This is a genomic window from Cryptosporangium phraense, from assembly GCF_006912135.1.
Lineage (GTDB): Bacteria > Actinomycetota > Actinomycetes > Mycobacteriales > Cryptosporangiaceae > Cryptosporangium > Cryptosporangium phraense.
This window is the reverse complement of the sequence record NZ_VIRS01000001.1, coordinates 1-24,210: the sequence shown is the minus strand read 5'-3', so window position 1 is coordinate 24,210 and position 24,210 is coordinate 1. Positions and strand designations below refer to the sequence as shown.

The 24,210-nt window shown below is 69.9% G+C and carries 18 protein-coding genes and 1 pseudogene; 8 read left to right on the top strand and 11 right to left on the bottom strand.

Annotated features, from left to right (window positions below; all coding sequences use genetic code 11):
* Positions 1-42: 42 nt before the first annotated feature.
* Positions 43-387, bottom strand: coding sequence for an RNA polymerase-binding protein RbpA (locus FL583_RS00095; protein WP_035856302.1), 345 nt, complete (start codon positions 385-387; stop codon positions 43-45).
* Between the two features lie 143 nt (positions 388-530).
* On the opposite strand from FL583_RS00095, the gene FL583_RS00090 reads away from it, so the two are divergent.
* On the top strand, positions 531-935 hold the full coding sequence (locus tag FL583_RS00090) for a hypothetical protein (RefSeq protein WP_142702337.1): 405 nt from the start codon (positions 531-533) through the stop codon (positions 933-935).
* 149 nt (positions 936-1,084) lie between these two features.
* Positions 1,085-2,515, top strand: a complete 1,431-nt coding sequence (locus FL583_RS00085; protein ID WP_142702735.1) for a dihydrolipoyl dehydrogenase family protein — start codon at positions 1,085-1,087, stop codon at positions 2,513-2,515.
* On the opposite strand, the gene FL583_RS00080 is transcribed toward FL583_RS00085, so the two are convergent.
* The gene (locus tag FL583_RS00080) at positions 2,504-3,163 is read right to left on the bottom strand and encodes an FMN-dependent NADH-azoreductase (RefSeq protein ID WP_142702336.1); all 660 of its coding nucleotides are present in this window, start codon (positions 3,161-3,163) and stop codon (positions 2,504-2,506) included. The genes FL583_RS00085 and FL583_RS00080 overlap by 12 nt on opposite strands.
* Before the next feature lie 122 nt (positions 3,164-3,285).
* Between FL583_RS00080 and FL583_RS00075 the strand changes: the two genes are divergently transcribed.
* Positions 3,286-3,792, top strand: a complete 507-nt coding sequence (locus FL583_RS00075) for a MarR family winged helix-turn-helix transcriptional regulator (RefSeq protein ID WP_142702335.1) — start codon at positions 3,286-3,288, stop codon at positions 3,790-3,792.
* Between the two features lie 331 nt (positions 3,793-4,123).
* Here FL583_RS00075 and FL583_RS00070 read toward each other — a convergent pair whose 3' ends face one another.
* Genes FL583_RS00070 through FL583_RS00060 form a run of 3 tightly spaced genes read right to left on the bottom strand, consistent with a single transcriptional unit; the run spans position 4,124 to position 6,964 of the window.
* Positions 4,124-4,789, bottom strand: coding sequence for a thymidine kinase (locus tag FL583_RS00070; protein WP_142702334.1), 666 nt, complete (start codon positions 4,787-4,789; stop codon positions 4,124-4,126).
* Entirely contained in the window at positions 4,789-6,147 is a 1,359-nt protein-coding gene (locus tag FL583_RS00065; protein ID WP_205751732.1) for an MFS transporter, read from the bottom strand. Before FL583_RS00065 ends, FL583_RS00070 begins: the two co-directional genes overlap by 1 nt.
* A gap of 19 nt (positions 6,148-6,166) precedes the next feature.
* Complete coding sequence (locus tag FL583_RS00060) at positions 6,167-6,964, bottom strand: glycerophosphodiester phosphodiesterase family protein (RefSeq protein ID WP_142702332.1); 798 nt, start codon at positions 6,962-6,964, stop codon at positions 6,167-6,169.
* Positions 6,965-7,021: 57 nt separating this feature from the next.
* On the opposite strand from FL583_RS00060, the gene FL583_RS00055 reads away from it, so the two are divergent.
* From FL583_RS00055 to FL583_RS00045, 3 genes are all read left to right on the top strand, one after another.
* Positions 7,022-8,530 (top strand): Hsp70 family protein, encoded by a 1,509-nt coding sequence (locus FL583_RS00055; RefSeq protein ID WP_142702331.1) that lies wholly within the window; start codon positions 7,022-7,024, stop codon positions 8,528-8,530.
* Positions 8,531-9,596: 1,066 nt separating this feature from the next.
* On the top strand, positions 9,597-10,448 hold the full coding sequence (locus FL583_RS00050) for a hypothetical protein (protein ID WP_142702330.1): 852 nt from the start codon (positions 9,597-9,599) through the stop codon (positions 10,446-10,448).
* Between the two features lie 34 nt (positions 10,449-10,482).
* Positions 10,483-14,019, top strand: coding sequence for an ATP-binding protein (locus FL583_RS00045; RefSeq protein WP_142702329.1), 3,537 nt, complete (start codon positions 10,483-10,485; stop codon positions 14,017-14,019).
* Between the two features lie 216 nt (positions 14,020-14,235).
* Here FL583_RS00045 and FL583_RS00040 read toward each other — a convergent pair whose 3' ends face one another.
* The 6 genes from FL583_RS00040 to FL583_RS00015 all read right to left on the bottom strand — a co-directional run bounded on the left by FL583_RS00040 (position 14,236) and on the right by FL583_RS00015 (position 20,439).
* Complete coding sequence (locus FL583_RS00040; RefSeq protein ID WP_142702328.1) at positions 14,236-14,616, bottom strand: VOC family protein; 381 nt, start codon at positions 14,614-14,616, stop codon at positions 14,236-14,238.
* A 42-nt stretch (positions 14,617-14,658) separates the two neighbouring features.
* Positions 14,659-15,477 (bottom strand): hypothetical protein, encoded by an 819-nt coding sequence (locus tag FL583_RS00035; RefSeq protein ID WP_142702327.1) that lies wholly within the window; start codon positions 15,475-15,477, stop codon positions 14,659-14,661.
* Between the two features lie 3 nt (positions 15,478-15,480).
* Positions 15,481-17,424, bottom strand: coding sequence for a dynamin family protein (locus FL583_RS00030; protein WP_142702326.1), 1,944 nt, complete (start codon positions 17,422-17,424; stop codon positions 15,481-15,483).
* The gene (locus FL583_RS40695; RefSeq protein ID WP_205751730.1) at positions 17,421-18,326 is read right to left on the bottom strand and encodes a nucleotide exchange factor GrpE; all 906 of its coding nucleotides are present in this window, start codon (positions 18,324-18,326) and stop codon (positions 17,421-17,423) included. The genes FL583_RS00030 and FL583_RS40695 overlap by 4 nt, the downstream gene beginning before the upstream one ends.
* Before the next feature lie 14 nt (positions 18,327-18,340).
* On the bottom strand, positions 18,341-19,843 hold the full coding sequence (locus tag FL583_RS00020; protein WP_142702325.1) for a dynamin family protein: 1,503 nt from the start codon (positions 19,841-19,843) through the stop codon (positions 18,341-18,343).
* Between the two features lie 92 nt (positions 19,844-19,935).
* Positions 19,936-20,439, bottom strand: a complete 504-nt coding sequence (locus FL583_RS00015) for a hypothetical protein (protein WP_205751729.1) — start codon at positions 20,437-20,439, stop codon at positions 19,936-19,938.
* A 204-nt stretch (positions 20,440-20,643) separates the two neighbouring features.
* Here FL583_RS00015 and FL583_RS00010 point away from each other — a divergent pair, with 204 nt between their 5' ends.
* Together FL583_RS00010 and FL583_RS00005 are read left to right on the top strand one after the other, a co-directional pair.
* Positions 20,644-23,943 (top strand): LuxR C-terminal-related transcriptional regulator, encoded by a 3,300-nt coding sequence (locus FL583_RS00010; protein WP_142702324.1) that lies wholly within the window; start codon positions 20,644-20,646, stop codon positions 23,941-23,943.
* Positions 23,940-24,210, top strand: a pseudogene (locus FL583_RS00005) (LuxR family transcriptional regulator); the annotation flags it as partial. The gene FL583_RS00010 and the pseudogene FL583_RS00005, both read left to right, overlap by 4 nt.

The window sequence follows — 24,210 nt, the reverse complement described above, 5'->3', positions numbered from 1 at the left end:
CCCGGAGGGGTGGCGGGCTTCGTCGTTGGCTGGGTTACCTCGTCAGGCCGAGCGGCTACGGCGGCCCCGGAGGACCTCCAGACGCTCCGCCAGAACCTCTTCCAGCTCGGCGACGGTGCGCCGCTCGAGGAGCATGTCCCAGTGCGTTCGCGGTGGCTTGGCCTTCTTGGCCTCAGGCTCGTCACCGTCGATGATGCGGGCCACCGTGCCATCGGCCCGGCATTCCCACGTGATCGGGATCTCGGCATCAGCCGCGAAGGGAACCGTGAACCGGTGCCCACGCGGGCACAGGTACTCTCCCTGCTGGCGGGGCGCCAGCTCCGTGTTGCGGTCGGTCTCGTAGCTCACTGCTCCGAGCCGACTACCGCGCAGCGTGCGCTCACCCATCTGCATCAACCCCCTGGCGTCTGCGGTCAGCCACCGGTACCAACGACGATGACGGACAGAAGATTCCGCCGCCGTGGAGATATGTGCCCAGCAGCACAGCACCGCATGCGCACATGCGGCAACTCATTACAAGGAGGACACGCGTGGACCAGGCTCAATCCGCTCCCGCCGATCGCGCTCGGCAGATCGTGCTCGCGGTCGCGTTGATCCGATTGGCCGTCGGTGCCGTCTCCACTGCTCAGGATACCGTCCTGCCCCGCAGCCTGGGTATCGATAGCGCCACCGCGGGGCGAATGGCGTTTATCACCCGGATGTTCGCGACTCGGGAGATTGCGCTCGCCCTCGGGACCGGTGCGGCGGTCGTCAAAGGCGGCTCGGGCGCCCGATCCTGGGTGCTGGCCTCGGCATTGGCCGACGGATTCGACGCGGTGACGCTCGTCACGGCGGCGCGGTCGGGCCGGGCCGCGAAGCTCGGCAGCTATGCCGCCGCGGCCGGCGCGGTAGCGGCCGTGGGTGGCGCCCTCTGGTACGCCGCGACCCGTCGCTAGGCCGCCGGACGCCGACTCCGAACCTCCAGCCGGGATGTCACGTGCAGTGACCGAAACCGGATTGGATACCGTGCGCACGGCTGCGGACAGTGGCCATCGGGCACGGGCGGCCCATCAACGACGGGCGGAGACGACAGGTGGCGGCGAGCATGACGGTGTCGGGCGGGGACGAGTACGACGTGATCGTCGTCGGTGCCGGACCGGTCGGGGAGAACGTCGCCGACACGGTCGTCCGCGGTGGCTTGTCGGCGCTGATCGTCGAGCGCGAACTCGTCGGCGGTGAATGCTCGTACTGGGCCTGTATACCGAGCAAGGCGCTGCTGCGACCGGCGGCCGCGCTGGCCGACGCCCGCCGGGTCGACGGCGCCGCGTCGGCGGTGCGGGGCGGTCCGAACGCGGTCCAGGTCCTGGAGCGGCGCACGGCGTTCGTCCACAACTGGTCGGACGACTCCCAGGTCGGGTGGCTCGACTCGGCCGGCATCGCGCTCATGCGGGGCAGTGCCCGCCTGGTCGGCGAGCGTCAGGTCGAGGTGCGGACCCGCGACGGCGGCGCCCGTCGGCTCACCGCCCGGCACGCGGTCGCACTGGCCACCGGCAGCCGCGCGGTCGTCCCGGACGTCCCCGGGCTGGCCGAGGCCGACCCCTGGACCAGCCGGGACGCCACCTCGGCCACCGCGGTCCCGGACAATCTGGCGATCCTCGGCGGGGGCGTCGTCGGGTGCGAGATGGCGACCGCGTTCGCCGCGCTCGGCAGCCGCGTGACGCTCGTGGCCCGGGGGAGCGGGCTGCTGCCCCGGCTGGAGCCGTTCGCGGGTGAGGCGGTCGCCACCGGCCTGAAGAACGCCGGGGTCGACGTCCGCCTCGGGGCGACGGTCACCGCGGTCGACCGGGACACGGCCGGCGTCCGGATCGACCTCGAGGACGCCGACGGGACCCGCACGATCCGGGCCGACGAGGTACTGGTGGCCACCGGACGCCGCCCGGCCACCGACGGCCTCGGCCTGGACGTCGCCGGCCTCGAGAACGTGCTCGACGTCGACGACAGCTGCCGGGTGACCGGCGTCGACTGGCTCTACGCCGTCGGCGACGTGAACAACCGGGCGCTCCTCACCCATCAGGGCAAGTACCAGGCCCGCGCGGCCGGGGCCGCGATCGTGGCGCGAGCGGCCGGCCAGCCGGTCGAGCTGGGCCCGTGGAGCCCGTACGCCGCGACCGCGGACCACGTCGCGGTGCCGCAGGCGGTCTTCACCGACCCGGAGGTCGGCGCGGTCGGCCGGACCGAGGCCGAGGCCCGGGAGGCCGGCCTGCCGGTCCGGACCGTCGAGTACGACCTCGGCCAGGTCGCCGGGGCCGCCCTGTATGCCGACGGGTACACCGGCCGGGCCAAGCTGGTGCTCGACGCCGAACGCGACGTGATCCTCGGCGCCACGTTCGTCGGGACGACCGCGGCCGAGCTGGTGCACGCGGCCACCATCGCGATCGTCGGCGAGGTACCGCTGGCCCGCCTCTGGCACGCGGTGCCCTCGTTCCCGACGATCAGCGAGGTGTGGCTCCGGCTGCTGGAAGCGTCACGCGGCTGACGCGGACAGGCGCTCGGCTAGGGCCTTGCCGGTGAGCTCGGCGTTGGTGTGGGCGTTGGCCAGCGACTCCGCGGCCAGCGGCCGGAGCTCGGCCATGGCCGGGGTGACCTCGGCCAGCGTCAGCTCGGCCTCGACGATCTCGAGGTCGAGCCCCCACATGTCGACGAGCACGCGGCGCAGGTACGGCGTGTTGTGGTCCCAGCCCTCGCGCGGGGTTCCCGGCGCGTAGCCGCCGCCCCGGACCGTCACCAGGATCCCCGGACGACCGGCGATCGCCGACGGGGCGCCGGGCGCGAACGCCGGCGTGGTGATCAGTGTGTCGACCCAGTTCTTGACCGAGGCCGGCACGCCGTAGTTGTAGAGCGGGATCGCGAACAGGTAGGCGTCCGCGGCGACCAGTTCGTCGGCCAGCGTGGCGGCGAGCGAGGTCGCGGCGGTCACCGCGGGGGTCGGCTCCGCGCCTGGGTTCATGACCGAGCGGATGATCGTCGACCAGGTGTCCGCGGGCAGCGGGTCGAGGCCGATGTCGCGCCGGGTGATCGACGCGTCCGGGTGCTGGGCGCGCCAGGCGGCCTGGACGGTGTCGGCGACCGCCCGGCTCACGGAGCCCTCGGTGCGGATGCTGGCGTCGAGGCGGTACAGGGTCACGAGATCTCCTCAGCAGACGAGTTGTACGAGAGATAGTATTGCCAGCAGACGATCTCAACGACAACCCTTCTGTGATTTTGCTTTTACGGAGATTGGTGGTGGCGACCCGTAGGATGGACACCATGGCCGTGGTCCCCGCTCCGGCACCCCCGTCGCTCCCGCTCAGCGACGACCTCGGGTGGTCCCTCGGCGTGCTCTTCCGCGCCTACACCAAGGCTGCCGGCTTCGTGATGGCCGACGTCCCCGGCGGGCCGCGCGGCTACCAGATCCTGGCGACGTGTGTCCGCGACACCCCGGGTACCCAGCTCGCGCTCGCCCACCAGCTCGGCGTCGACCGCACGGTGATGACGTACCTGCTCGACGACCTGGAGAAGGCCGGTCTGGTCACCCGTCAGCCCGACCCGGCCGATCGGCGGGCCCGGCGCATCGTCGCCACCGAGACCGGTCGGGCCACGCTGGCCGAGCTCGACAAGGGCCTGTGCGAGGCGGAGGACCGCCTGCTGGCCGGCTTGCCCGACGGCGAGCGGGCGACGTTCCGCGAGCTGCTCCAGCGGCTGGCCGCGAACGTCAACCTGGCCGACCCGATCCACAACGCCTGTCAGGCCGTCGAAGACATCGGCGAACGCTGACCACCGTCAAGGGGTCACCCGGCTCGCACTGACGTGCGCCCGCCCGTAATACTGCGCGCGTGCGTATGGACGGCGTGACCCTGGCCGTGTTCGTGGGTCTGGCCCTGGTGATCGTCGTTCTGCTGGGAATCCTGTACTTCGCCCAGTTCAACTAGGCCCTGTCCTGCGAATCTCGCTCGCAGCGAGGCACCGCTCAGCCGTCGTCAGGCAAGGCGGAGGGATGTCCGGATACCGCTGTTGTATCCGGACATCCCGACAACGCGGCCTGGCGGCGGCTGAGCGGAGCCGCAGCCGAGCACGGATTCGCAGGACAGGGCCTAGGCCAGTTCGCTCAGGCCAGGGACAGCTGGCCGGCCGTGGGTACGGCGGGGCCGAGGTCGCCGTCGCGGTAGTGGCGTCGGCACAGCACCTGGTAGTGCACGTCGGCCGCGTCCGTGTCGGCGACCAGGATCTGATCGCCCGTGCGGGTCACCTCGCCCTTCACCACACGGGCGTTCTGCTGCCCGGGGCGTCCGCACCAGCACAGCACCTCGACCTGGAGCCGGATCAGCTCGTCGGCCAGCTCGAACAGCCGCTTGGTGCCCGGGAACAGCTCGCTGCGGAAGTCGGTCGCGAGCCCGAACGCGTACACGTCGACGCCGGCCCGGTCGGCCAGATCGGCGGCCTGCTCGATCTGCTCGCAGGTGTAGAACTGGGCTTCGTCGCAGATCAGGTAGTCGACCCGCCGACCGGCCCGCCATTCGGCGCCGACGACCTCGTGCAGGTCGGTGTCGGCGCCGACCTCGAACGCCGGCGCGTCCAGCCCGACCCGGCTGGAGATCCGGGCGCTGCCGGCCCGGTCGAGCTTGGTCAGCAGCAGGCCGTGGCGTCCCTGCCGGGCGTGGTTGTGATTGATCTGTAAGGCCAGCGTGGACTTCCCGCAGTCCATCGGTCCGTAGAAGAAGCGGAGCATCCCCGGCGAGCCGGTAGGGACGCGGACGGATCGTGCGGCAGCCATCAGAGCAGCCTAGGTGGCTCGTTCCCGGCCGCGAGAATCGCCCGCCGCATCGGCACCGCGAGCAGCAGGAAGAACCCGACGACGAAGAACACGATCAGCGACACGATCGAGATCCGATAGCTGTCGGTCAGCTGGTAGGCCAGCCCGAACAGCAGCGGGCCGAGCCAGCTCGTGCCCCGGTCGCTGATCTGGTAGATCCCGTAGTACTCGGCCTCCTTGCCGGCCGGGATCAGCTGGCTGAACAACGACCGCGACAGCGCCTGGCTGCCGCCGAGCACCAGTCCGATCGCCGCCCCCAGCGCGACGAACTGCAGCGGCGCCCTGGCCGGCACGAAGTACGCGGCGACCAGCACGACCGCCCACAGCACCAGGCTGGCCAGCACCGCCTTCCAGGCCCCGATCCGCCGGGCCACCGCGCCCAGCAGCAGCGCGCCTCCGAACGCCAGGAACTGGATCATCAGGATCGTCGGCACCAGCGCGGTCTGCTCGAGCTTCAGCTCCTCCGTCGCGTACGTCGCCGACAGCGTGATCACGGTCTGGATGCCGTCGTTGTAGACCAGGTACGCGATGAGGAAGAACAGCGTCAGGCGCAGCGAACCGAGCTCGCGGAGCGTCCGCCCGAGTTGATTGAAGGCGTAGAAGACCGACCGGCTGCGGGAGGTCTCGACCGGTGGCCGGTCGCGGAGCGGCCGGATCGCGTACACGGCGAAGACCGCCCACCAGGCGCCGGCCGACACGATGCTCCACCGGGCGATCTCGGCGGTCGACCAGCCGAGGCTGTCGCCGGCCAGCACCGCGATGACGTTGAACAGCAACAGCAGACCGCCGCCGAGGTAGCCGATCGCCCAGCCGCGACTGCTGACCGCGTCCCGTTCGTCCGGATCCGAGATTTGCGGGAGGTAGGAGTAGTACACGGTCTCGGCCGCGCCGAACAGGATGTTCGAGACGACCAGCAGCGCCCCGCCGAGCAGGTACCGGTCACCGGTGACGAACAGCATCGCCAGCGTCGTGCCGGCGCCGAACGCGGTCAGCCAGGCCAGCAGGCGCTTCTTGTGCCAGGACCGGTCGGCGTACGCGCCGACGATCGGCAGCACCAGGACCTGCGCGAACACCGACAGCGAGAGCGCGTAGGCGAAGAACGACCCCGGCGCGACCGGGATCCCGAGGGGGTGCAGGTCCGCGCACGTCTGACCCTCCTCGGCGCAGCCCGCGGCCTTCTCCGCGATCGAGGTCAGGTACGGCCCGAGGAAGACGGTGGTGACCGTCGTGTTGTAGGCCGACGCCGCCCAGTCGTAGAAGTACCAGCCCCGACGTTCGCGGGGTGTGGACACGGGTTCGGTCACCGTCTCGGTGGTCACGGCGGCGTCCTCGGGAGGTTCAGGCGGCCCAGGAGCCGCGGGCGGTGAGCACGTCACGGAGGACGTCGATCCGGTCGGTCATGATGCCATCCACACCGAGGTCGAGCAGACGGTGCATGGTCGCCGGGTCGTCGATCGTCCAGACGTGGACCTGGAGGCCGGCCTGGTGGGCCTTGTCGACGAACCGGGCGTCGACCAGCCTCAGGCCGCTGTGCCGGATCGGGACCTGGGCCGCGCAGACGCCGGGAGCGAAGGTCGGCCGGCTCCGAGTGAGCGAGGCCAGCTTGAGGCGGGCCACGTCCCGCGGGCCGAGGCTCGTCGCCACGCTCCCGCCGAAGGCGGCTCTGACCCGGTTGAGGCGCGCGTCGGAGAAGCTCCCGACGCACACCCGGTCTTCCGCCTGGTGGGTGGTGATGGTGGCGATCAGCGGCTCGACCGCCGCGTCCGCCTTCACGTCGATGTTGAGGCGGACGTCGGGCCAGGCGTCGAGAAGTTCGTCGAAGAGGGGGACTTTCTCGGTGCCGCGGACGCGGGCGGCGCGGACCTCGGCGAGCGGGAGCGCAGCGATCGCGCCGCTACGGTCGGTGACCCGGTCGAGGGTCCGATCGTGGAAGGCGACGAGCTGGCCGTCGGCGGTGGCGTGGACGTCGGTCTCGAGGTACCGGTAGCCGGCCGCGACGGCCTGCGCGAACGCGGTCATCGTGTTCTCGAGGCCGTCGGCCGCGCCGCCACGGTGAGCGAACGCGAGGGGACGCGGAGCATCGAGAAAGGGGGGTGGCACGCGGTTCAGTATCGCGGTCGGTCGGGGAACCGACATGGGCGATCCGGGCTGTCGTACGGCCCCGATAAGGTGACCGGCGAAAGGGGGAGCCTCATGCGCGTGCTGGGTATCGACTTCGGCACGTCGAACACAGTGGCGATGCTCCGCACGCCGGACGGCCGGGTTCGGCCGCTGTTGTTCGACGGTTCACCGTTGCTGCCGTCGGCGGTCTACCTCGGGACCGACGGCCGGATGGTGGTGGGCCGCGACGCCGAGCGCAACGCGCGGGTCGACCCCGGGCGGTTCGAGCCCAACCCCAAGCGCCGGGTCGACGACGGCACCATCTTTCTGGGCGACCGCGAGCTGACCGTGCCCGAGGTGTTCGCGACCGTGCTCGGCACCGTCGCCACCGAGGCCCGCCGCCAGATCGGCGCTCTCCCCGACGAGGTCCGGATGACCCACCCGGCCCGCTGGGCCGAGCGGCGCCGCAACGTGCTGATCGAGGGCGCGGTCCGGGCCGGGTTACCCCGCCCCAAGCTGATCGCCGAGCCGGTCGCCGCGGCGTCGTACTTCACCGCCGAGCTGCAGACCGCGGTGCCGGTCGGCCGCTCGCTGGCCATCTACGACCTCGGCGGCGGCACGTTCGACGCGACGGTCGTCCGGCGCACTCCGGCCGGCTTCGAGGTGCTGGCCGAGGGCGGTCTGCCCGACGTCGGTGGCGTGGACTTCGACCACGCGGTCATCGAGCACCTCGGGCAGGTCTACTCGCGCACCAACGGCGACTTCTGGCAGCGCCTGCAGAACCCGGTCGACGCCACCGACCGGCGGAACCGGCGGATGCTCTGGGAGGACGTCCGCGGCGCCAAGGAGATGCTCTCCCGCACGACCAGCGCTGACATCCACCTGCCGGCCATGGAGATCGACGCCCACCTCACGCGCGACGAACTCGAGCAGCTGATCCGCCCGTACCTGGAGCGGACCGTCAACTGCCTCACGACGACGATCACCGAGGCGCACCTCAACCCGCGTGATCTGGTCGGCATCTTCCTGGTCGGTGGGTCGAGCCGGATCCCGCTGGCCGCGCACCTGATCCACAGCCAGCTGCAGGTCGCGCCGACCGCGCTGGAGCAGCCGGAGACCGTGGTCGCCGAGGGCAGCCTGCGGGTCGGTTCGCTGCCCGGCGAAGCGGGGGCCCCGTCGGGCGTGCGGCCGGCGACGCCGGGTGTCCGGCCGGCGGCGGCGCCGGTGGCTCCGCGCTCGGGGCCGCCGGTGCGGCCTGCGGGGCCTGCGGGGCCGCAGGTGTCGGGTGCGCCGACGGGGCGTCCGGTGTCGGCTCCGGCTCGCCCGGTGAGTGGGCCGCCGCCGCACGTGCAGGCCCGTCCGTTGTCGGGTCCGCCGGCCAGCCCGGCGCCGATCCGGACGCCGATGCCGCCCCGGGTCGCGAACCCGATGCCGCCGAGGGTGGCGGCGCCGATTCCGCCGATTTCGTCGGTGAAGCCGGCGGCGGTGGAGCGGAAGCGGTGGTACCAGGAGCCGGCGGTGGTGGTGACGCTGATCGTGGCGCTGGTGTTGTTGTTGGGGTTCTTCATTATTTTGTGTTTGGCGTTGGGGAGTAACGCATAATTGATGTGTCGCGTCGGGCCGATGGGGCGCCGATGCCCGGGCGGGCTGCCCGCGAATACTGGTCGGCGAGGCGTCGGGTAATGCCGCGGCCGCTGGCCCATCGCCATGCGCGGGTTGAGGTTGCATTACGGCTGCGGCGGTAAATGGGCGGCCGCAGATGGTTAAGGTACGTCCACCGCTGACCTTCGCAGCCCTCAGTTGCCGACGCTCCCTACTGGGGGACCTCACTTCGGTAAACCAGGCGTGGTCAGACGGAGCACCAGCCACCTAAACGGCCCTGGTCGGCGTGAGAGAGCCACGGTACGGAGTGGTCGAGGTGCGACCCCTTTGACGTTGCCGGGCTGAGACGGAACGCGCCGCCTGATCGCTGGTTTTGCTCGGCAACCGGGGAGTGTTGGCGCGCGCAGAGCCGTTGAAGGCGCTAGCGCACTCGATCCTCCGATCGTGGGCGAGCGAGCGCTGCAGCATCGCGCGACCGGTGCGGTATCCGAGGCTTCCGGCGGGCAACGCCAACTCGTCTTGAGCCACGATCAAACATCACACTCGGCGCTAGCTGGAAGGCGCGCAAGAATGTGAGTGGGCACCTCCCGAGCGAGCGACCGCCGCGCCGGCCCACGGGCGGGATGCATTGTTGTCATTCGTGAAAGCCATAATCAAAACACGGCTGCTCCGTGCGAGCGCAGCTGAGGTGCCCAGCCGCAGGCCCACAGCCAGGGCGCCAGGCAGCTATGACCGAGCATTTGGACGTCTATCCGACGCTCGAGTTGTGCTGTGCGAACGCTCGTCCGGGCCAGGGTCACCGTACGCAAGGCTCACGGCCACTCCTAGAGATATGCGCATATCACGTTGAGCCATCGCACCATACCGAAACATTGCAGGCGGCGACGAGTGCAGTACAAGCCCTTCGGACGATGTGTCAAATAGCGACGAAGGTGGCGCAGGGGCACTACCTTGAGCGGTCTGGGCATGCCGCTCACCGGTGCGCCCTCCACGGCGACACGTCGGGAGTGACTCGATGGCATATACGGCCACGATTCGAACGATACTCTTGTCCTGCCCTCAAGATGTGCCGCGTTCCGATCTCGACGTTGTCCGACATGAAGTGAACCGCTGGAATCTACGGCACAGTCGAAATTACAGCACGACGTTCATCGTGGCGGACTGGTACGGCGCGGTTGCGCCGGACTACGGACGATCGCCTCAAGAAACGATTGATGAGCAGATAGCCGACGAATGTGACTGCTGTCTGGCAATCTTCGCCAACCGGTTGGGAACCCCAACCGGCCTTTACTCGTCCGGTACGGTGCACGAGATCAATAGATTCCGAAGCCGCGACAAGTATGTCGGGATTCTTCATTGCCGCAGGGACATCGATCCCGACGAAATTGATCATATGCAGGCCGCGAATCTGCGTTCTTACCTCACCAGCATCACGGACGAATGCCTGGTGCGCACATACAAAGACGACGCCGAGCTCATCCACCTCATCGATCTGGTTTTGACTAGCGTAATGACCAAGGAGAACGCAAAAATTCATCAGCAGCTCGGGCACGCGGATATTGCGACGGCTGAGGCCGCAGAAGTTCATGTAAGGGTCGAGTCGAGCGAACGATTTCGCACATTCGCTTCTCACCGGTCGTTTAGCAGTCGCGACTGGTATCTCGTACTGCAAAACACCGGGAAGGCGCCTGCCGAGCAAGTAAGGATCGAGCTGGAGTCGGTCTCCAGGGGTGAGAAACCATGGCGCATCCTAGGCGCCAACCATGACGAGTGCGCGGCGGAGAAGATCGATTCCGGCGACGAGATCCGCTTTCACATCGTTGCGACCGACGATTCCTCACGCAGAGTTCGCTGCGTCATCTCATGGATCGACCGGCAAGGCACCCAGCAAATCGAAGAACAATTGCACCTCGTATAGCAACACTTCTAGGTTCTAGTCAGCAAAGGACACAATGTCTATTCTGATCGCCGCCCCCGCCTCGACTACGCCAATCGAAAAAGCGCGGATCTTCAAGCCGTTCGCTAAGGAGGTCATATCTGGCGTATGCCGAGTCGAAGAATTGGAAACGATCCCCGCCGGAGGGCTCAACTGGGAGTATCGAGCGCACTCGCCGACGCCGTTGACAATCCGCTGCCACGCAGACGACACCCCTCTGCGCAAGGACTCCTTGACATCATTCTACGGCGACTTCGCGCTCGCTCGCCAGAGTCACCCCGAACGCATCGCGATCCTGCTTGCGATCGATGAAGTGCCAGCGGACCCAATCGGCGGCCCGAGAGCGCAATACAACGTAATACGCCAGCAGTCATCGAATGAGAATTTTCGGTTCTATGATGCCGAAGATATGCTTGAGGCGGTGGCACGGCAGAAAAGAATTCTGCCAATCGACCAGTTGAAGCGATGGGTCGAAGAAAAAGCCGGATTGAACGTTATCAGAATAGATCTCGTTCTCGGCCAAGCCCTCCGCTTTTGGGCAGTGGAAGTTGACAGTTCGCTCCACCGTTACCTAATATGCGACCCCCTTGGCGTGCTCCTCAAGACGGACGCAATTGAGCGTCTTCCATGGATTGAGATCCAGAGCGTCCTCCCCGCTTTGCAATATGCCTCTGTTGGCAACGAGAAGTACACGTCATTGGCTGCTCCGGTGGCTCCGCTGATTCGTGGGAAGTCCGAGTCGATCGATGACGGTCTATTCGCGATTCTGGACTCCAATCGTCGGTTGCGGCAACAGGTCGAAACAATCGTGTCGGCGGGGAGACGGGCCCTTTGCGCGGAGCGCCGTGATGCCGTGTGCATCGATTTCGAGCGGCTTGCCCTGACGATGTTTAGTGGCATTTCGAGTCGAGAAGCACTCGATAGAGCCGAAGAGTTCGAGCCGCCAACTTCGGATGAGCATCGTGTGGCGATGGCCGTCACGGCCGTGCGCCTAGCGGCCCTGTGGTATTCGTCGAAATGGATTCATAATAGAAACTGGAAGTCGGTCGGAAGTCTCCCCGCCTTTATCGAGCGCCTAGTCGAAAGTGTGAACTTCGACTCCACGTGGGCGGACTCCCTGCCTCTGGTGGTCTCAAATATCGACTCTGCCGTTACGGCTATTTCCGATCCCCAACATGCGCCTTCCACGGGTGCCCGACCGGTAGGCCAACTCCATGTCACAGCGGCCCTGTGTATCCACCTCGCTGCGGCATTTGGACCGTACTGTGAACAATACCGATCGGCGCTGCACCACCAAGTGCTGCCTGATACGGTTCCGGATCTAAATGATTCTCCGACGTTTGAAAGTTGCTGGATTGAGCACGACTTGCAGCTATTGAAAATAGTGGTCGAGGCGCCTAATCCCCGCGTTCATCGACTCGTCACCACTAATCGCTCATTGATCCAGACAGCGCTCGAACGAGCGGAGGACGTGCTCGGCCGATCGGACTCCCAACTACCGTTTACTCGAGTTCAACCCCTTGTCCAACGTGCAAACTTCGAGGTAGTCGACTGCTATTTCGAACTCGAAAGCGAGCACATCCTGAAGATCTTCATGGGTGAGGAGTTGTACGGGAATAAAGACGTGTGGGTGCGAGAGTTGCTGCAGAACGCAATCGACGCGACGTTGCTCCGTAAGGTCTTGCTGGGTGAGCGCGATTATCGGCCGAAGGTGACGATCGTTCATAGCCGACGGGACCGGGAGGTACGCGTCCATGATAATGGTATCGGAATGTCGCTATATCACGTCAGGAAGTTTTTCTCAAAAGTGGGTAGGTCCTATTATCGATCACCCGAGCTAGAGGACGAGCTTCGCAGCAGGAGCCGCACTTTCAGCCCGATCAGCAAGTTCGGAGTGGGCTTTCTATCGGTATTTATGGCAGCGACGTCAGCGAGGATCACTACGTTTCACGCAGCAGATGATGGACCTCGCGAGGGACTTGACATCTACATTCCGGGATTGATGGAGGATTTCTACCTTCAGCGTATACCGTCTGCGGCGCCTGGCACCCTGATCTCACTCGAACTCAAGGACGAACTGCAAGAATCAATCTCAAAGCTCGTTCATCGTCACTTTCTTTGTCCCGTAGTAGATATCTCGATTATTGACGACGATGCGCAGGAGCACATCCCTGCGAACGCTACACCACCTATCGTCCCGACGATTGTGCCCTCGGGTGCCTGGCGCTCTTCGGTCGAGCTGATCGAGGTCGAAATAGAAGGACGCGGGTACTCCGGTACCGTCTGTATTGCCGTTCCGAAGGTCGGCCCCTCGTCAGGCGAAAGGCGTGGAGAATTCTTTTGGCAGAATTCGCCGGATAATCGGATCGCCCTCGCTCAGGCAGGAATATGGGTCAAAGATGATAACAAGATCTTCGGAGAACGGAGAGGTCACGGGGAGACTTATCACGCCTACTTCCGACGGATCTACGGCCTCATAAATTTTGATGCGGACGTTCTCAAGCTAAATGTATCTCGCAATGAATTCATGCTCGATTCAAATTCACAAAACAAATTGAAGTCGGACTTGATTACCAAGACCACCGCTGCGTTGAAGAGACATCTGATCGATGCGGTCGACAAGATACCTAATCCTCGCGAGCGGAGCGACTATCTTCGCTCGGCAATCTTCGGTGCGGTCGAGGATGGGCAGCAATTCTACTACACTCCTGCCCGGACCCCGGCGTCCAACTACTCTTATAGCAACTCCGATGTTCTGACCGATGCGATGGCCGATGTCTATGGTCAACACGTTCTACTGGACCAACTAACTTCGACTGAGCGGCGGAACCAGACCCTTTCGGACGTGTTGGCTCGCGGTGCTGGCGCTCACAATGTGCGCGTTTTTTATACCAAGATACAAGACATCAACGCCGACCCGCTATTTGCTGCTTGGCTTTCCGAGCAGCGGATTGATACGAAGGTCTTCTTCACCCGGACGATTCGCGAAGCTGCATTGTTGCTTCGAAGTGCGCGGAGACTCGGCTATCAACGCGACATCGCGGAGCTCGATGCAGCGCAATTGCAACAGGCAATCCACTACGAAATCGTGCCTAGTGGCATCGACTTCTATCTGCACGCGTCCGCCGGAATAGCAGAGTTCGGCGACTACAAACCTACGACGGCGATTGTGATTGTTCCCATCAGCAAAAAGACTGTCAGCCGTGGGCGCGGCGCGGCGATGCTGCGTGCCGACTGCAGTGAAGCGCCGTACGTACTCATCGATCGGCAGCACTGGCTGGGCGATTTTCTGGTTCGGGTCGCGGAGGTTGCCTCGGGGACTCCCTCGCTTCGGCCACAACTGCGAGAATTCTGCTCGCTACTCGTACAAACCGTGGCGCTGGGCAACACTGCCGAGATTCGTCGTGAGGGGCTTCAATCCGCAAATAACTGGCTGAGCCGCATATACACTCTGATCGAGAGTTCCATCCAGGTCGGCGATTGGTCCGTAGTACAGCAGCGGAAAATGCTCGAGATGAGCGACACTGTCGGAAGCCGAAAGCGCTCGAGTTGACCTTCAGTCATAGTTCGACGGCGCGAGCAGCCGGCATTGCTGTTTGCTGGTGACACAGGCATGCCGACATCTCTTGGCCGGAAGGCCGCCCCGGTCAGCGCAAGCTGGCTCGGAGCGGCACGCCCGCCCGGTGGAATCGGGTGGCCGTCGCGCTAGTGGGTGCGCGTGGGCGGGCCGTGGCCCGGCAGCGGGCGCCGGTCGCCGTGGCAGCGTTCGTCAGGGGCGTCGGCAGAGGCAGAAGGGGTGGCCGGCGGGGTCTTGGAGTACGGTCCAGCGGTCGGCGCCCGGCTGAAAGGTGGGCTTGGTGGCGCCCAGCGCGACGCAGCGGGCGGCGGCCTCGTCCGGGTCGTCCACCGAGAGATCCAGGTGGAAGCGCTTGTCGGGGGCGGCATCCTCGGACCACTCCGGAGGCACATGACCCTCTACGCGGCCGAAGCCGATCGGGGCCCCGGCCTCGGGGCTGATCATCGCGTACTCGGCCTGCCGGTGGACCACCGGCCAGCCGAGGATCGCGCTGTAGAAGTCGGCCAGCGCGCCCGGGTCGGGGGCGTCCAGGTTCACCATGGCCAGCGTGGCCAGCGGGGTCGGTTCAGACATGAGCTGAGCCTGACGGGTGATCCTGCCATCTTGTGTCAGGTATTACGCCGGGGGTCCCCAGAGGCGGGCCAGATTGCGGACGGCCGGGTCTTCGCTGGTGACCAGGTCCTGGTAGGCGTCCTGGGTGGGGTCGCCGACGTCCGCCGGTTCGCCGAGGGCGGCTCGGAGGTCTTCGGCGCCGCCGTCCGGGGTCGGGGGGACGCTGTCGCCGGTGACCGCGGGCTCGGGTGCGGCGTCTTGCTGGCCCAGGAGGGCGGTGTCCACCCAGGGTGGGCCGCCGATGGGGTCCGGGACGTCGATGTCGGCCAGGTCGGGAAGGTCCAGCCAGCCGGTGTCGGTGGAGTCCGCGAACGTGAGGTCCGGGTCGGCGCCTACCGGGTCTTCGGTGTCGGGGATGGCCTCTGGGTCGGGGGTGTGGTCGTTGGCGGCTCCGTCGCCCGGGTGGGTGACGTCCACGGCCGGCTCACCGTCCGCGGCCGGCTCACCGTCCGCGGACGGCTCGTCGTCGGCGTCCGGCTGGCCTTCGTCTGTGTCCGGCTCGTCGCCGGCGTCGGGATCCGCTGCGCCGGTGTGGTCGTTGGCGGCTCCGTCTCCCGGGACGTGGTCGGCGGCCGTATAGTCCACGGGCGCCGCCTCGTCGAAGGCATCGTCCCCGTCGCTGCTAAGACCCACTTCTCCCGGATGGTCGGCGTCCGGATGATCGGCGTCCAGGTCTACTGCGCCCGGATCGTCGGCATCCGGGCCGTCGTCCAGATCTACGGTGATCTGGTCCCAGCCGTCACCGACCTCGGGGAGGTCAGCGTCCGGCGCGTCGTCCGGTAGGCCGTCGTCCGGGAAGTCGTCGCCTACGTGGCCGTCCATGACCTACGCCTTCCCCGAGGCCGCGGCCGAGGCCGAGGCCGGCGCCCCCGCCGAAGCGGGGGCCGCGGCCGCCGCGATCGGCGGGACCGTGATCCGGGTGGCCGCCTTGGCCTTGCCCAGCACCTCGTCCAGCTGCTTGATCCGCCCCCGGATCCCGTCCCGGTCGGCCTGCAGCACGGTCCGCTTCTTGGCCCGGTTGGCCTTGTCGTCGGCCAGCGACTTGTCGATCTCGGCGATCTGCGCGTCGAGTTGCTCGACCCTCCGCTCGACCGCCTCGTCCAGCGCCACGGTCAGCGCGAACTGCAGGTCGGTGAACCGGTGCTGGACCTCCTCGGCGATCGACGCCCGGGCCTCGTTGAAGACCTCGCGGAGCCAGATCTTGGCCTGCTGCCGGTCGTTCCCGACCCGGCGGCGGTAGAGCATGAACGCGCCGGCCGCGAGGCCGACACCCAGGCCGATGACCGGGATCGCGATCCCGGCCGCGGCCGTGCCGGCCAGCACCACGCCACCGCCGTGCATGGCCAGGTTGCCCATCAGCGACGCGGTACCGGCGGCCCCGGTGATGACCAGCGCGTTGTCCGCGCCCCCACCGTCGCGCTGCGGACGAGCCGACGCGACCGCGCGCAGCCGGGCGTTGAGCCGGGTGAGGATCTGCGAGAGCTCGGCGTCGGAGAAGACCTCGCGCAGCACCTTCGCGCCGATCAGCCGGAACCGGCGCTCCATCTCGGCCGAGATCCGCAGCGCGATCGCCTGTAGTGCCTGGTCGACGTCGGTCGGCAGCCGCTTGATGCGCTCGCCGGTGGCCTTCTCGACGATCGTCAGGTAGTGCTCGGACGCCTTGGTCACCTCGGCGCGGAGCAGCGACGTCGCGTCGGTGCGGGCGCGCTGCACCTCCGTGTTGAGCGTCAGCGTCCAGGTGCGGGCGTCCTTGCGCTTGCGCTGGACGAACTCGGCCCGCTCGGCCTTGAGCTTCTCGGCCATCCCCGGATCGGGGTCGACCGCGCGCATCTTCTCGCCGATCTGCGTGTCCATGCCGACGAGTTCCGAGCGGACCGTCCGCAGGAGGTTGGCCTGCACGAGCAGCGCGTTCCGCACCGCGACCTGGCGTTGCAGCGCGTTCCGCAGGTCGGCGATCCGGGACTCCTTGCGGACCTCGTCGGCCGCCTCGGGAATCGGCATCTGGTCGGCCAGCTCGGCCAGCCGGGCCGAGACCGGGAAGAACGCGGCCTGCGCGAACCTCGGCGCGTGGGTGTGCAGCAGCGCCTTGTCGTCGTCGAGCACCGTGCGCCAGCCCGGGAACGCGTCGGTCTTGGTCAGCGCGAACATCACCAGGTTGACGCGCTTGCTGGCCTCGAGCAGGAAGTCCAGCTCGGGCTTGGAGAACGGCGACGAGGCGTCGACGACGAACAGCAGCGCGGTGGCCTTCTCGACCGCGTCGAGCGCGATCTCGGCGTGGGTGGAGTCCAGGCCGCCGACGCCGGGCGTGTCGATGATCGTGACGTGCTGGAGCAGCGGCGCCGGGTGGAACACCTGGATGTGCCGGGGCGGGCGCTGGCCGTCGGGCATCGCGCCGAGCACCGTGCCCCAGTCGCGCAGGGCCTCGAGCGAGAGCGGGTGCGGCGAGGGGTCGCCGGGCACGTGGGCCAGCGCCCGGGCCGGGTCGCCCGCCGCGAACTCCAGGTACGCGCTGGTCGCGACCGCGGCGTCCACCGGGGACAGGCCCGGCGTCGCCAGCAGGGCGTTGATCAGCGAGCTCTTGCCGCGCTTGGTCTCGCCGACCACGACGACGGTCGGGTGACCGACGTCGGCCCGGCGGACCTGGTCGAGGTCGGAGGCCAGGTCGGGGTCGAGCCGGCGGATGTGGCCGAGGCCGGTGTCGACCGCACCGCGGATCTGTTCCTCGACCGCTTTCAGGGCCGCCGCGGGGTCCGGCTTCGGGGCCGTCATCGGGCGTCCCCCTGGTAGACGGTCACGACCGGCGCACGCAGCACCTGGCCGCGGTCGGTGTAGCCGGAGATCTCGACGGCGGCGATCGTGCCGGCCAGCCGCCCGTCGGCGGTCGGCGTGGTGCCGCCGGCCTCGTGCCGCGCGGTGTCGAACGGTTCACCGGCGGGCCGGTCCTCGACCACGCCGACCTCGTTCAGCGCCCAGGCCAGGCGGTCGGCGATCGCCTTGCTGGTGGCCCGGTCGCGGACGTAGATACAGGTCTCGACGAGCGTCTTGCGCTCGCGCTTGAGCAGGCCGGTCTCGGCCGGCGCACCGGTCTCGGTGAGCACCGCGTGGGTGCCGGTCGCGGTCGCGGTCCCGGTCGGGCGGCCGCCGAGCGGCTGCCCCACGGCACCGAACCCGCCCCCGTCGCCCGGTCCGCGGGAGCCGGAGACGTACCCGGCGCCCGATGCCGGCGCGTCGGTCCGGGGCAGGAACAGCGCCACGCCTCCGACGATCGCGCCGGTGAACAGCGCGCCGAGGAACCCGAACACCGCGGTCAGGGCCGAGAACCCGCTGCAGTCGGCGGTCGCGCCGGTGAGCGTCAGCGACTCGTTGATGCCGGGGAGGTTGCTGTTCTGGCTCGCGCCGTTCTCGTTCTTCGGGGAGCCGCCCTGGGTGTCGTTGTTCCCGCCCGGGTCGAGCTTGTCCTTCTTGATGTCGCCGGTCGCGCTCGGCGACGCGTTCTGCGGCGCGTTCGCCGGTCCGTTGACCGCGGTCGACGGACCGGTCGAGACGGTCGACGTCGGCGAGATCTCGTCGCACCCGGGTCCGCCAGCGACGAAACCGGTGACCAGGCCGGTCAGCACGGCCAGGACAAGGGTCAGCCCGGCCACGATGAGCCGGACGAAGCTGGTCGGCATGGTGGGGAAGCTCCTTAGGAGGCGTTCGCGCGAACGCGCTGGGACAGCAGGTAGAAGCCGCGGTGGGCGACGTGGGCGATCCGGGCCTGGGCCGGGCTGGCGCTGGCGACCGCGAACGTCCGCCAGCGGGTGGCCGCCTCGAGCGCGGCCTGGGCCAGCTGCGGGGTCGGAGCGCCGGCCAGTTGGAGGATCCAGCCGGGGTCGTCGGAGAGCGCGAGCCGGGTCAGCTCGGACTCCATCCCCGACGGCAGCTCGACCGCGCCGGTGGTGACCTGCTGGGCCACCTCGAGCAGGCGGAGCTGGTGGTACTCGGGTTGCTGGAGCAGGCGCTCGACCGCGTCCCGGAGCAGTTCCCGGTCGGCCGGACGCTCGGCCCGGGCCGCGATCTGCTCCAGCGTGGTGAGCGCCCAGCCGGCCTTGATCGCGTCGGTGCGCCAGCGGAACGCCTGGTCGAGCGTCTGCCGGACCCGGGGGAAGCCGGAGGCACGGTACAGGCGCCGGATCAGCTCACCGGTGGCCAGCGTGGGGTCGGCGGCCAGCGAGGCCACCGCGAACTGGATGCCGTACAGGTCGAGCAGGCGCAGCAGCCGCTCGCGCTGCTCGGCCGGGACCTCGCACTCGCGGGTCGTGAACAGGTCGACCGAGGCCATCAGCACGGCCCGGTCGACCGCCGACAGCGCCGCCAGCGCGCGCAGGCTCTCGCAGTCGGCCGCGGTCAGGCGTCCGGCCTCGGTGGTCTCGGCCAGCAGCCCGACGACCGGGACCACGTCCGCGACCTGGCGGCGCAGCGCCTGGGCCTGGGTCTCGGCCAGCGGACCGGCCACCGGCCAGGGGTCGCCGCCGCCGCCCAGCTTGTCGACCTTGTTGAACAGCCCGAGCGAGTTGATCGGGTTCGACGACAGCCGGGCCGAGATCGACCGGAACGCCTCCAGGGCCTCCAGGTCGTCCTCGCGGACCGACTGCGTGAAGACGTAAATGATCGCCTCGGCCCCGGACAGCGCGCTCTGCGAGTCCGAGTCGAGGTCGTCGTCGACCGGGTTGTCGTTGAACAGGAAGCGCCGGGTGCCCGCGCTGACCTGCGCGTTCGTCGAGCTGAGGCCGGGGGTGTCGACGACGGTCAGGTCGCGCAGCCGGTCGCTGGCCAGCGTGACGTCGACATAGGACACCTCCTGGCGGGGGATGCCGAGGCGCTGCGGGATCATGCCCGATTCGTCCAGCGGGAGGCTGACCCGCAGGCCGTCGCGCCGGACGACGTCGACCCGGTCGGCCGGGCCGTAGCGGAACTGTGTCACCAGGCGGGTGCACTCGCCGACCTCGGTCGGCGCGACCCGGCGCCCGATCAACGCGTTGACCAGCGTCGACTTGCCGGCCTTGAGCCGTCCGGCGATCGCCACCCGCAGCGGCTCGCCGAGCCGCCGGGAGAGATCGGCGACCGCCGTGCCGGTACCGCCGCCGAGCCGGGGACCTACCTCCCGGCACAGTCCGGCGACGCGCTGGCTCAGCGGACCTGGCCCCACGGTGAACTCCTCGAGTGCTGCTGCTGGTGTTTACCTGATCATGCCGGTCGCCGGGTCGCGGCCGGTACCGCGGCCCCGACGACCGTCGATGATCAGGCCGTCGTGAGGTCCGGCGCCGTGGTCGCCGTCGAGCCGCCGGTCGTCGTGCCCGGCGTCGTGTCCCACTGGCCGTCGCCGTCGGCGTCGGTGTAGGTCGCGTCGATGGTGCCGTCGCCGTCGCTGTCGATGTACTCGGTGTCGGCGACGCCGTCGTTGTTCGTGTCCGCGACGTACGTGTCGATCGTGCCGTTACCGTCGGTGTCGGCGCCCACGATGTCCGCGTCGCCGTCGCCGTCGGCGTCGTAGGCGATCTGGTCGACGACACCGTCGTTGTTCGAGTCGTAGCCGGCCGCGTCGGCGTCGCCGTCACCGTCGGTGTCGACCAGGACGGTGTCGTAGGCGCCGTCGCTGTTGGTGTCGATCACCTCGTACGCGGTGCCGTCGGTGTTCTCGACCAGGTAGCCGTCGGCGGTGCCGTCGCTGTTGTAGTCGACTTCCGTGGCACCGTCCGGGGCGCTGTGGTCGTCGAAGGTGGCGTCGGTGCCGTCGTCACTCATGGGGGTGTTCCTTTCGGGGTTGTCTGGTGGGGGATCCCGGTTGGGCTCATCGTGCCGAGGAGGGGTCCTCCGCCGGGAGCTGTGTCGGGGGTTTGACTGTGCAGGATTCGCAGCACTGACCCTAGGCATATCCTGCGGCGGTTCCATCCCTAGTTCGTGCCAGTCGGATGGGGCGCTTCGCAGCAGGCAGCGGGAGGAAACGCGGTGGTCGACGCCGACGGGGGAACGCCGGCCGACCGGTTGGAGGTCATCGACCGGCTGAGACGGCCGGGGCTGGTGGTACTCGCCGGCGGGCCCGGAACGGGCCGCACCACCGCGCTGCGGTCGCTCGCCTCCTCGTTCCGCGGACCGGTGTTCACCGGTGGCGGTCTGGCTACCCTGCGTCACCTGCCGGGGATGGCGCTGGCGCGCGCGGTGCGCGCCCGGCTTCCCGAGCGCGATGCGCCGCTCGCCGCCGAGGCCGTGCGGGCCCGCGTCGGCGAGGGCCTCCTGGTGGTCGACGACGTGCACCACGCCGACCCGCTGTCACTGGCTGTGCTCCCGTTACTGGCGGACGTCTGCCGAGTGCTCGTCGCCATTCGGACGCCCGGCGGGTTGCCGCCGGGCGCGGAGGAGGCGTTGCGTTCGGCGGCGAGCCGGTGGACGGTGCTGACCGGCCTCGACGCCGGCCCGGCCCGGGACCTGGCCCGGTCGGTGGCTCCGGCGCTGGACGCGCGGGCTCTCGACGCCGTCCTCGACCGGGCGGGCGGGAACCCGCTGGCGATCCGGGCGCTGGCGATGCGCGCCGTTTCGTCCGGCCCGGAATCGGACGATCCACCGCCCTCGGCGGCCGAAGACAGCGCGGCCGGGGCGCTCGACCGGGCGGTCGCGGCGGCGGTGGCCGACCTGCCGCGGCCGGCCCGGACCGCGCTCGCCGCGCTGGGGTTGCTCGGGCGACCGGCGTCGCCGCTGCTGCTCGGGCCGGGGGTGCCGGAGCTGGTGGACGCCGGGTGGGTCACTGTGGACGGTGAGGTGGTCACGCCGTCGCCGCGGTATCTGGCCGAGGTGGCGGCGGCGGTGTTGCCGTCGGCGGAGCGGTCGGGGTTGCACCGGCGGTTGGCCGACCTGCTGAGCGGGCTCGAGTCGGCCCGGCACAGCCAGGCGGGTGGCGACCCGGTCGGCGCGTACCGGTCGGCGCTGGCCGCGGCCCGGAGCGCCCCGACGGTCGGCGACCGGGCCGCCGCGCTGCTGCTCGCGGCGGACGCGGCGATGGAGGCCGGGGCCACCGGCGCGGACGGCGTCCGACCGGGTGAGGCGCCGGCCGAGCGGGTCGGGGGGAGGGTGCGGTCGTTGGGGGCGTTGCGGTTGGAGGCGGCCGAGGCCGCGCTGGCCGCCGGCGACCTCGCCGGCTGCCACCGCGTACTCGGCCATGCGCCCTCAGGCGACGGCTACGCGCCCTTCGGCGACGGCTATGCGCCCTCAGGGGACGGCTACGCGCCCGACGGCGACGGCGCGGCTGCGCGCGGCACGGCGGGTGGCGCGGCTGCGGGTGGCGTGGCTGCGCGGGGCGCGGCGGGTGGCGCGGCTGCGGGTGGTGTGGCTGCGCGGGGCACGGCGGGTGGTGTGGCTGCGCGGGGCGCGGCGGGTGGCGTGGCTGCGCGCGGGGCGGCGGGTGGTGTGGCTGTGGGTGGCGCGGCGGGTGGGGTGGCTGCGCGGGGCGCGGCGGGTGGTGTGGCTGCGGGCGGCGGTGCTGCGGGGGGCGTGGCCGGTGGCGCCGGTTGGGGTGGCGCGGGCGGTGGGTGGGTGAGTGCGGGGGATCGGGTTCGGGCGGCGGTGTTGCGGGCGGAGGCGTTGCTGCAGGGCGGGGACGCGGCTGGGGCGGTCGCGGCGGCGCGCGCCGCCGCGGCGCCGGGGATCGCGGCGCCGGGGGTCGCGGCGCCGGGGGTCGCGGCGGAGGGGGTCGCGGCGGAGGGGGTCGCGGCGGAGGGGGTCGCCGCGGGCTGGGGCGCTTCGGGCTGGGTCGCCGCGGACGGGGCTCCGGACGTGTTGCGGGCCGAGCACGTGCGGGTCACGCTGCTGGCCGAATTGGCGATCGACCCGGACCGCGCCGGCGAATGGGCCGGCGGATGGGCCGGCGGATGGGCCGGCGCGGTGCCGGCCGAGCTCGCCGGGTTCCCGGCCGTGCGGGTCGCGCTGGCCGCGGTCGGGGCCCGGGAACGGCGCGACGGCTGGGTCGACTCGCTGACCGCCGCGGCCGGCGCCGCACTGGCCGACGGGCGCCCGGTCGACGCCTGGTGGAGCGGCTGGCTCCTCACCGAGAACCTGCTGGCCGACGGGCGCGTCACCGAGGCGCACGCCGTCGCCGGTCAGTACCGGGCGGCCTGCGCCGGGCAGCTCGCCTACTCCTGGGAGACCCGGTTCGCGGCCGCCGAGCTCTGGTGCGGCGCGCTGCTCGGCGCCGACCTCGACGCGGTCGTCCGTGGCGCGGTGGACCTGCTCGACCGCACGCTCCCGGCCCAGGCCCGCAGCTATGCACTGGCCGCGGCCGCGCTCGCCCTGGCCGACACCGGCGCGCTGGCCCCGGCCCGCGCCCGCCTCGACCGAGACCGCGCCGGCCGCGCCCGCCGAGACGGGACCGGCCGGGACGGGTCCGGCCGGGACGGGACCGGCCGGGACGGGACCGGCCGCGACGGGACCGCTCGGGACGGGATGTCCGAGCTCGTTCAGTGGGTGGACTCCGAGGTCGCGTGGCTCGACGGCCAGCCCGATCGGGCGCTGTCCGCCGTAGGGCCCGCCGACGGGTCACTGGCCGGCGGCCTGGGCGCCGTGACCGCCCGCTGGGCCCGCCACGACCTCGGCGCCGACGCCGACGCCCCGGCCCGGCACCGGCTGCTCCCGGTGCGAGCCACCCTCTCGGCCTGGGCCGAATCAGCGGCGGGTCCCGCTCGCTCCGGCGCCGGCTCCGCGAGCGCCCCGGGGCACCCGGCCTCGGGCGGCTCGGCCTCGGGCGGCTCGGCCTCGGGCGGCTCGGCCTCGGGCGGCTCGGCCTCGGGCGGCTCGGCCTCGGAAGGCCCGACCCCGGGCGGCCCGGTCTCGGGCGGTCCGACCGCGTTCGAGGCCGCGGCCGCGCTCTGGCAGGGCAGCGCGCTGCGCGAGCAGGTCCGCTGCCTGCTCGCCGCCGGGCTGTCCACCGGGGACGTCGACCGCGCGCTCCCGCCGCTCCTGGCCGCCGAGAAGTACGCCGAGCACGCCGGGCTCACCGTGCTGCTCGGCCGGGTCCACCGGGCGCTCCGCCAGTTCTCGGTCCGGCGCTCGACGATCGACCGCACCCGCACCAGCACGCTCACCGCCCGGGAACGCGAGGTGCTGGCCCTGGTCGCGGCCGGTGAACCGACCCGGCGCATCGCCGGTCAGCTCGGCATCTCGCGCGAGACCGTCGAGACCCACGTCCGCTCGGGGATGCGCAAGCTCGGCGCCCGGACCCGCACCGAAGCGGCCACGCTCGTCCTGGAGGGCGCCGGATGACCGGCCCGGCGGCGCGTCCGCTCTACGTGCTGCGCAGCCCCGGCGACCTGGCCGCGGTGGTGCGGCAGCTGGCCGCGGACGGCTGGGCGGTCCGCACCGGGCTGGCGGTGCCGGACGAGCCCTGGGACCTGACCCCGACCCGTACGGTCGTCACCGGCCCGGTCGCCGACGAGGGCGCGGTGGCCGGCGCGGTGCTGGCCGCCGCCCGCGGGGCGGGCGTCGTCGCGGTCGCCGACGCCGAGAGCCCGACCGGCCAGGCCCTGCTGG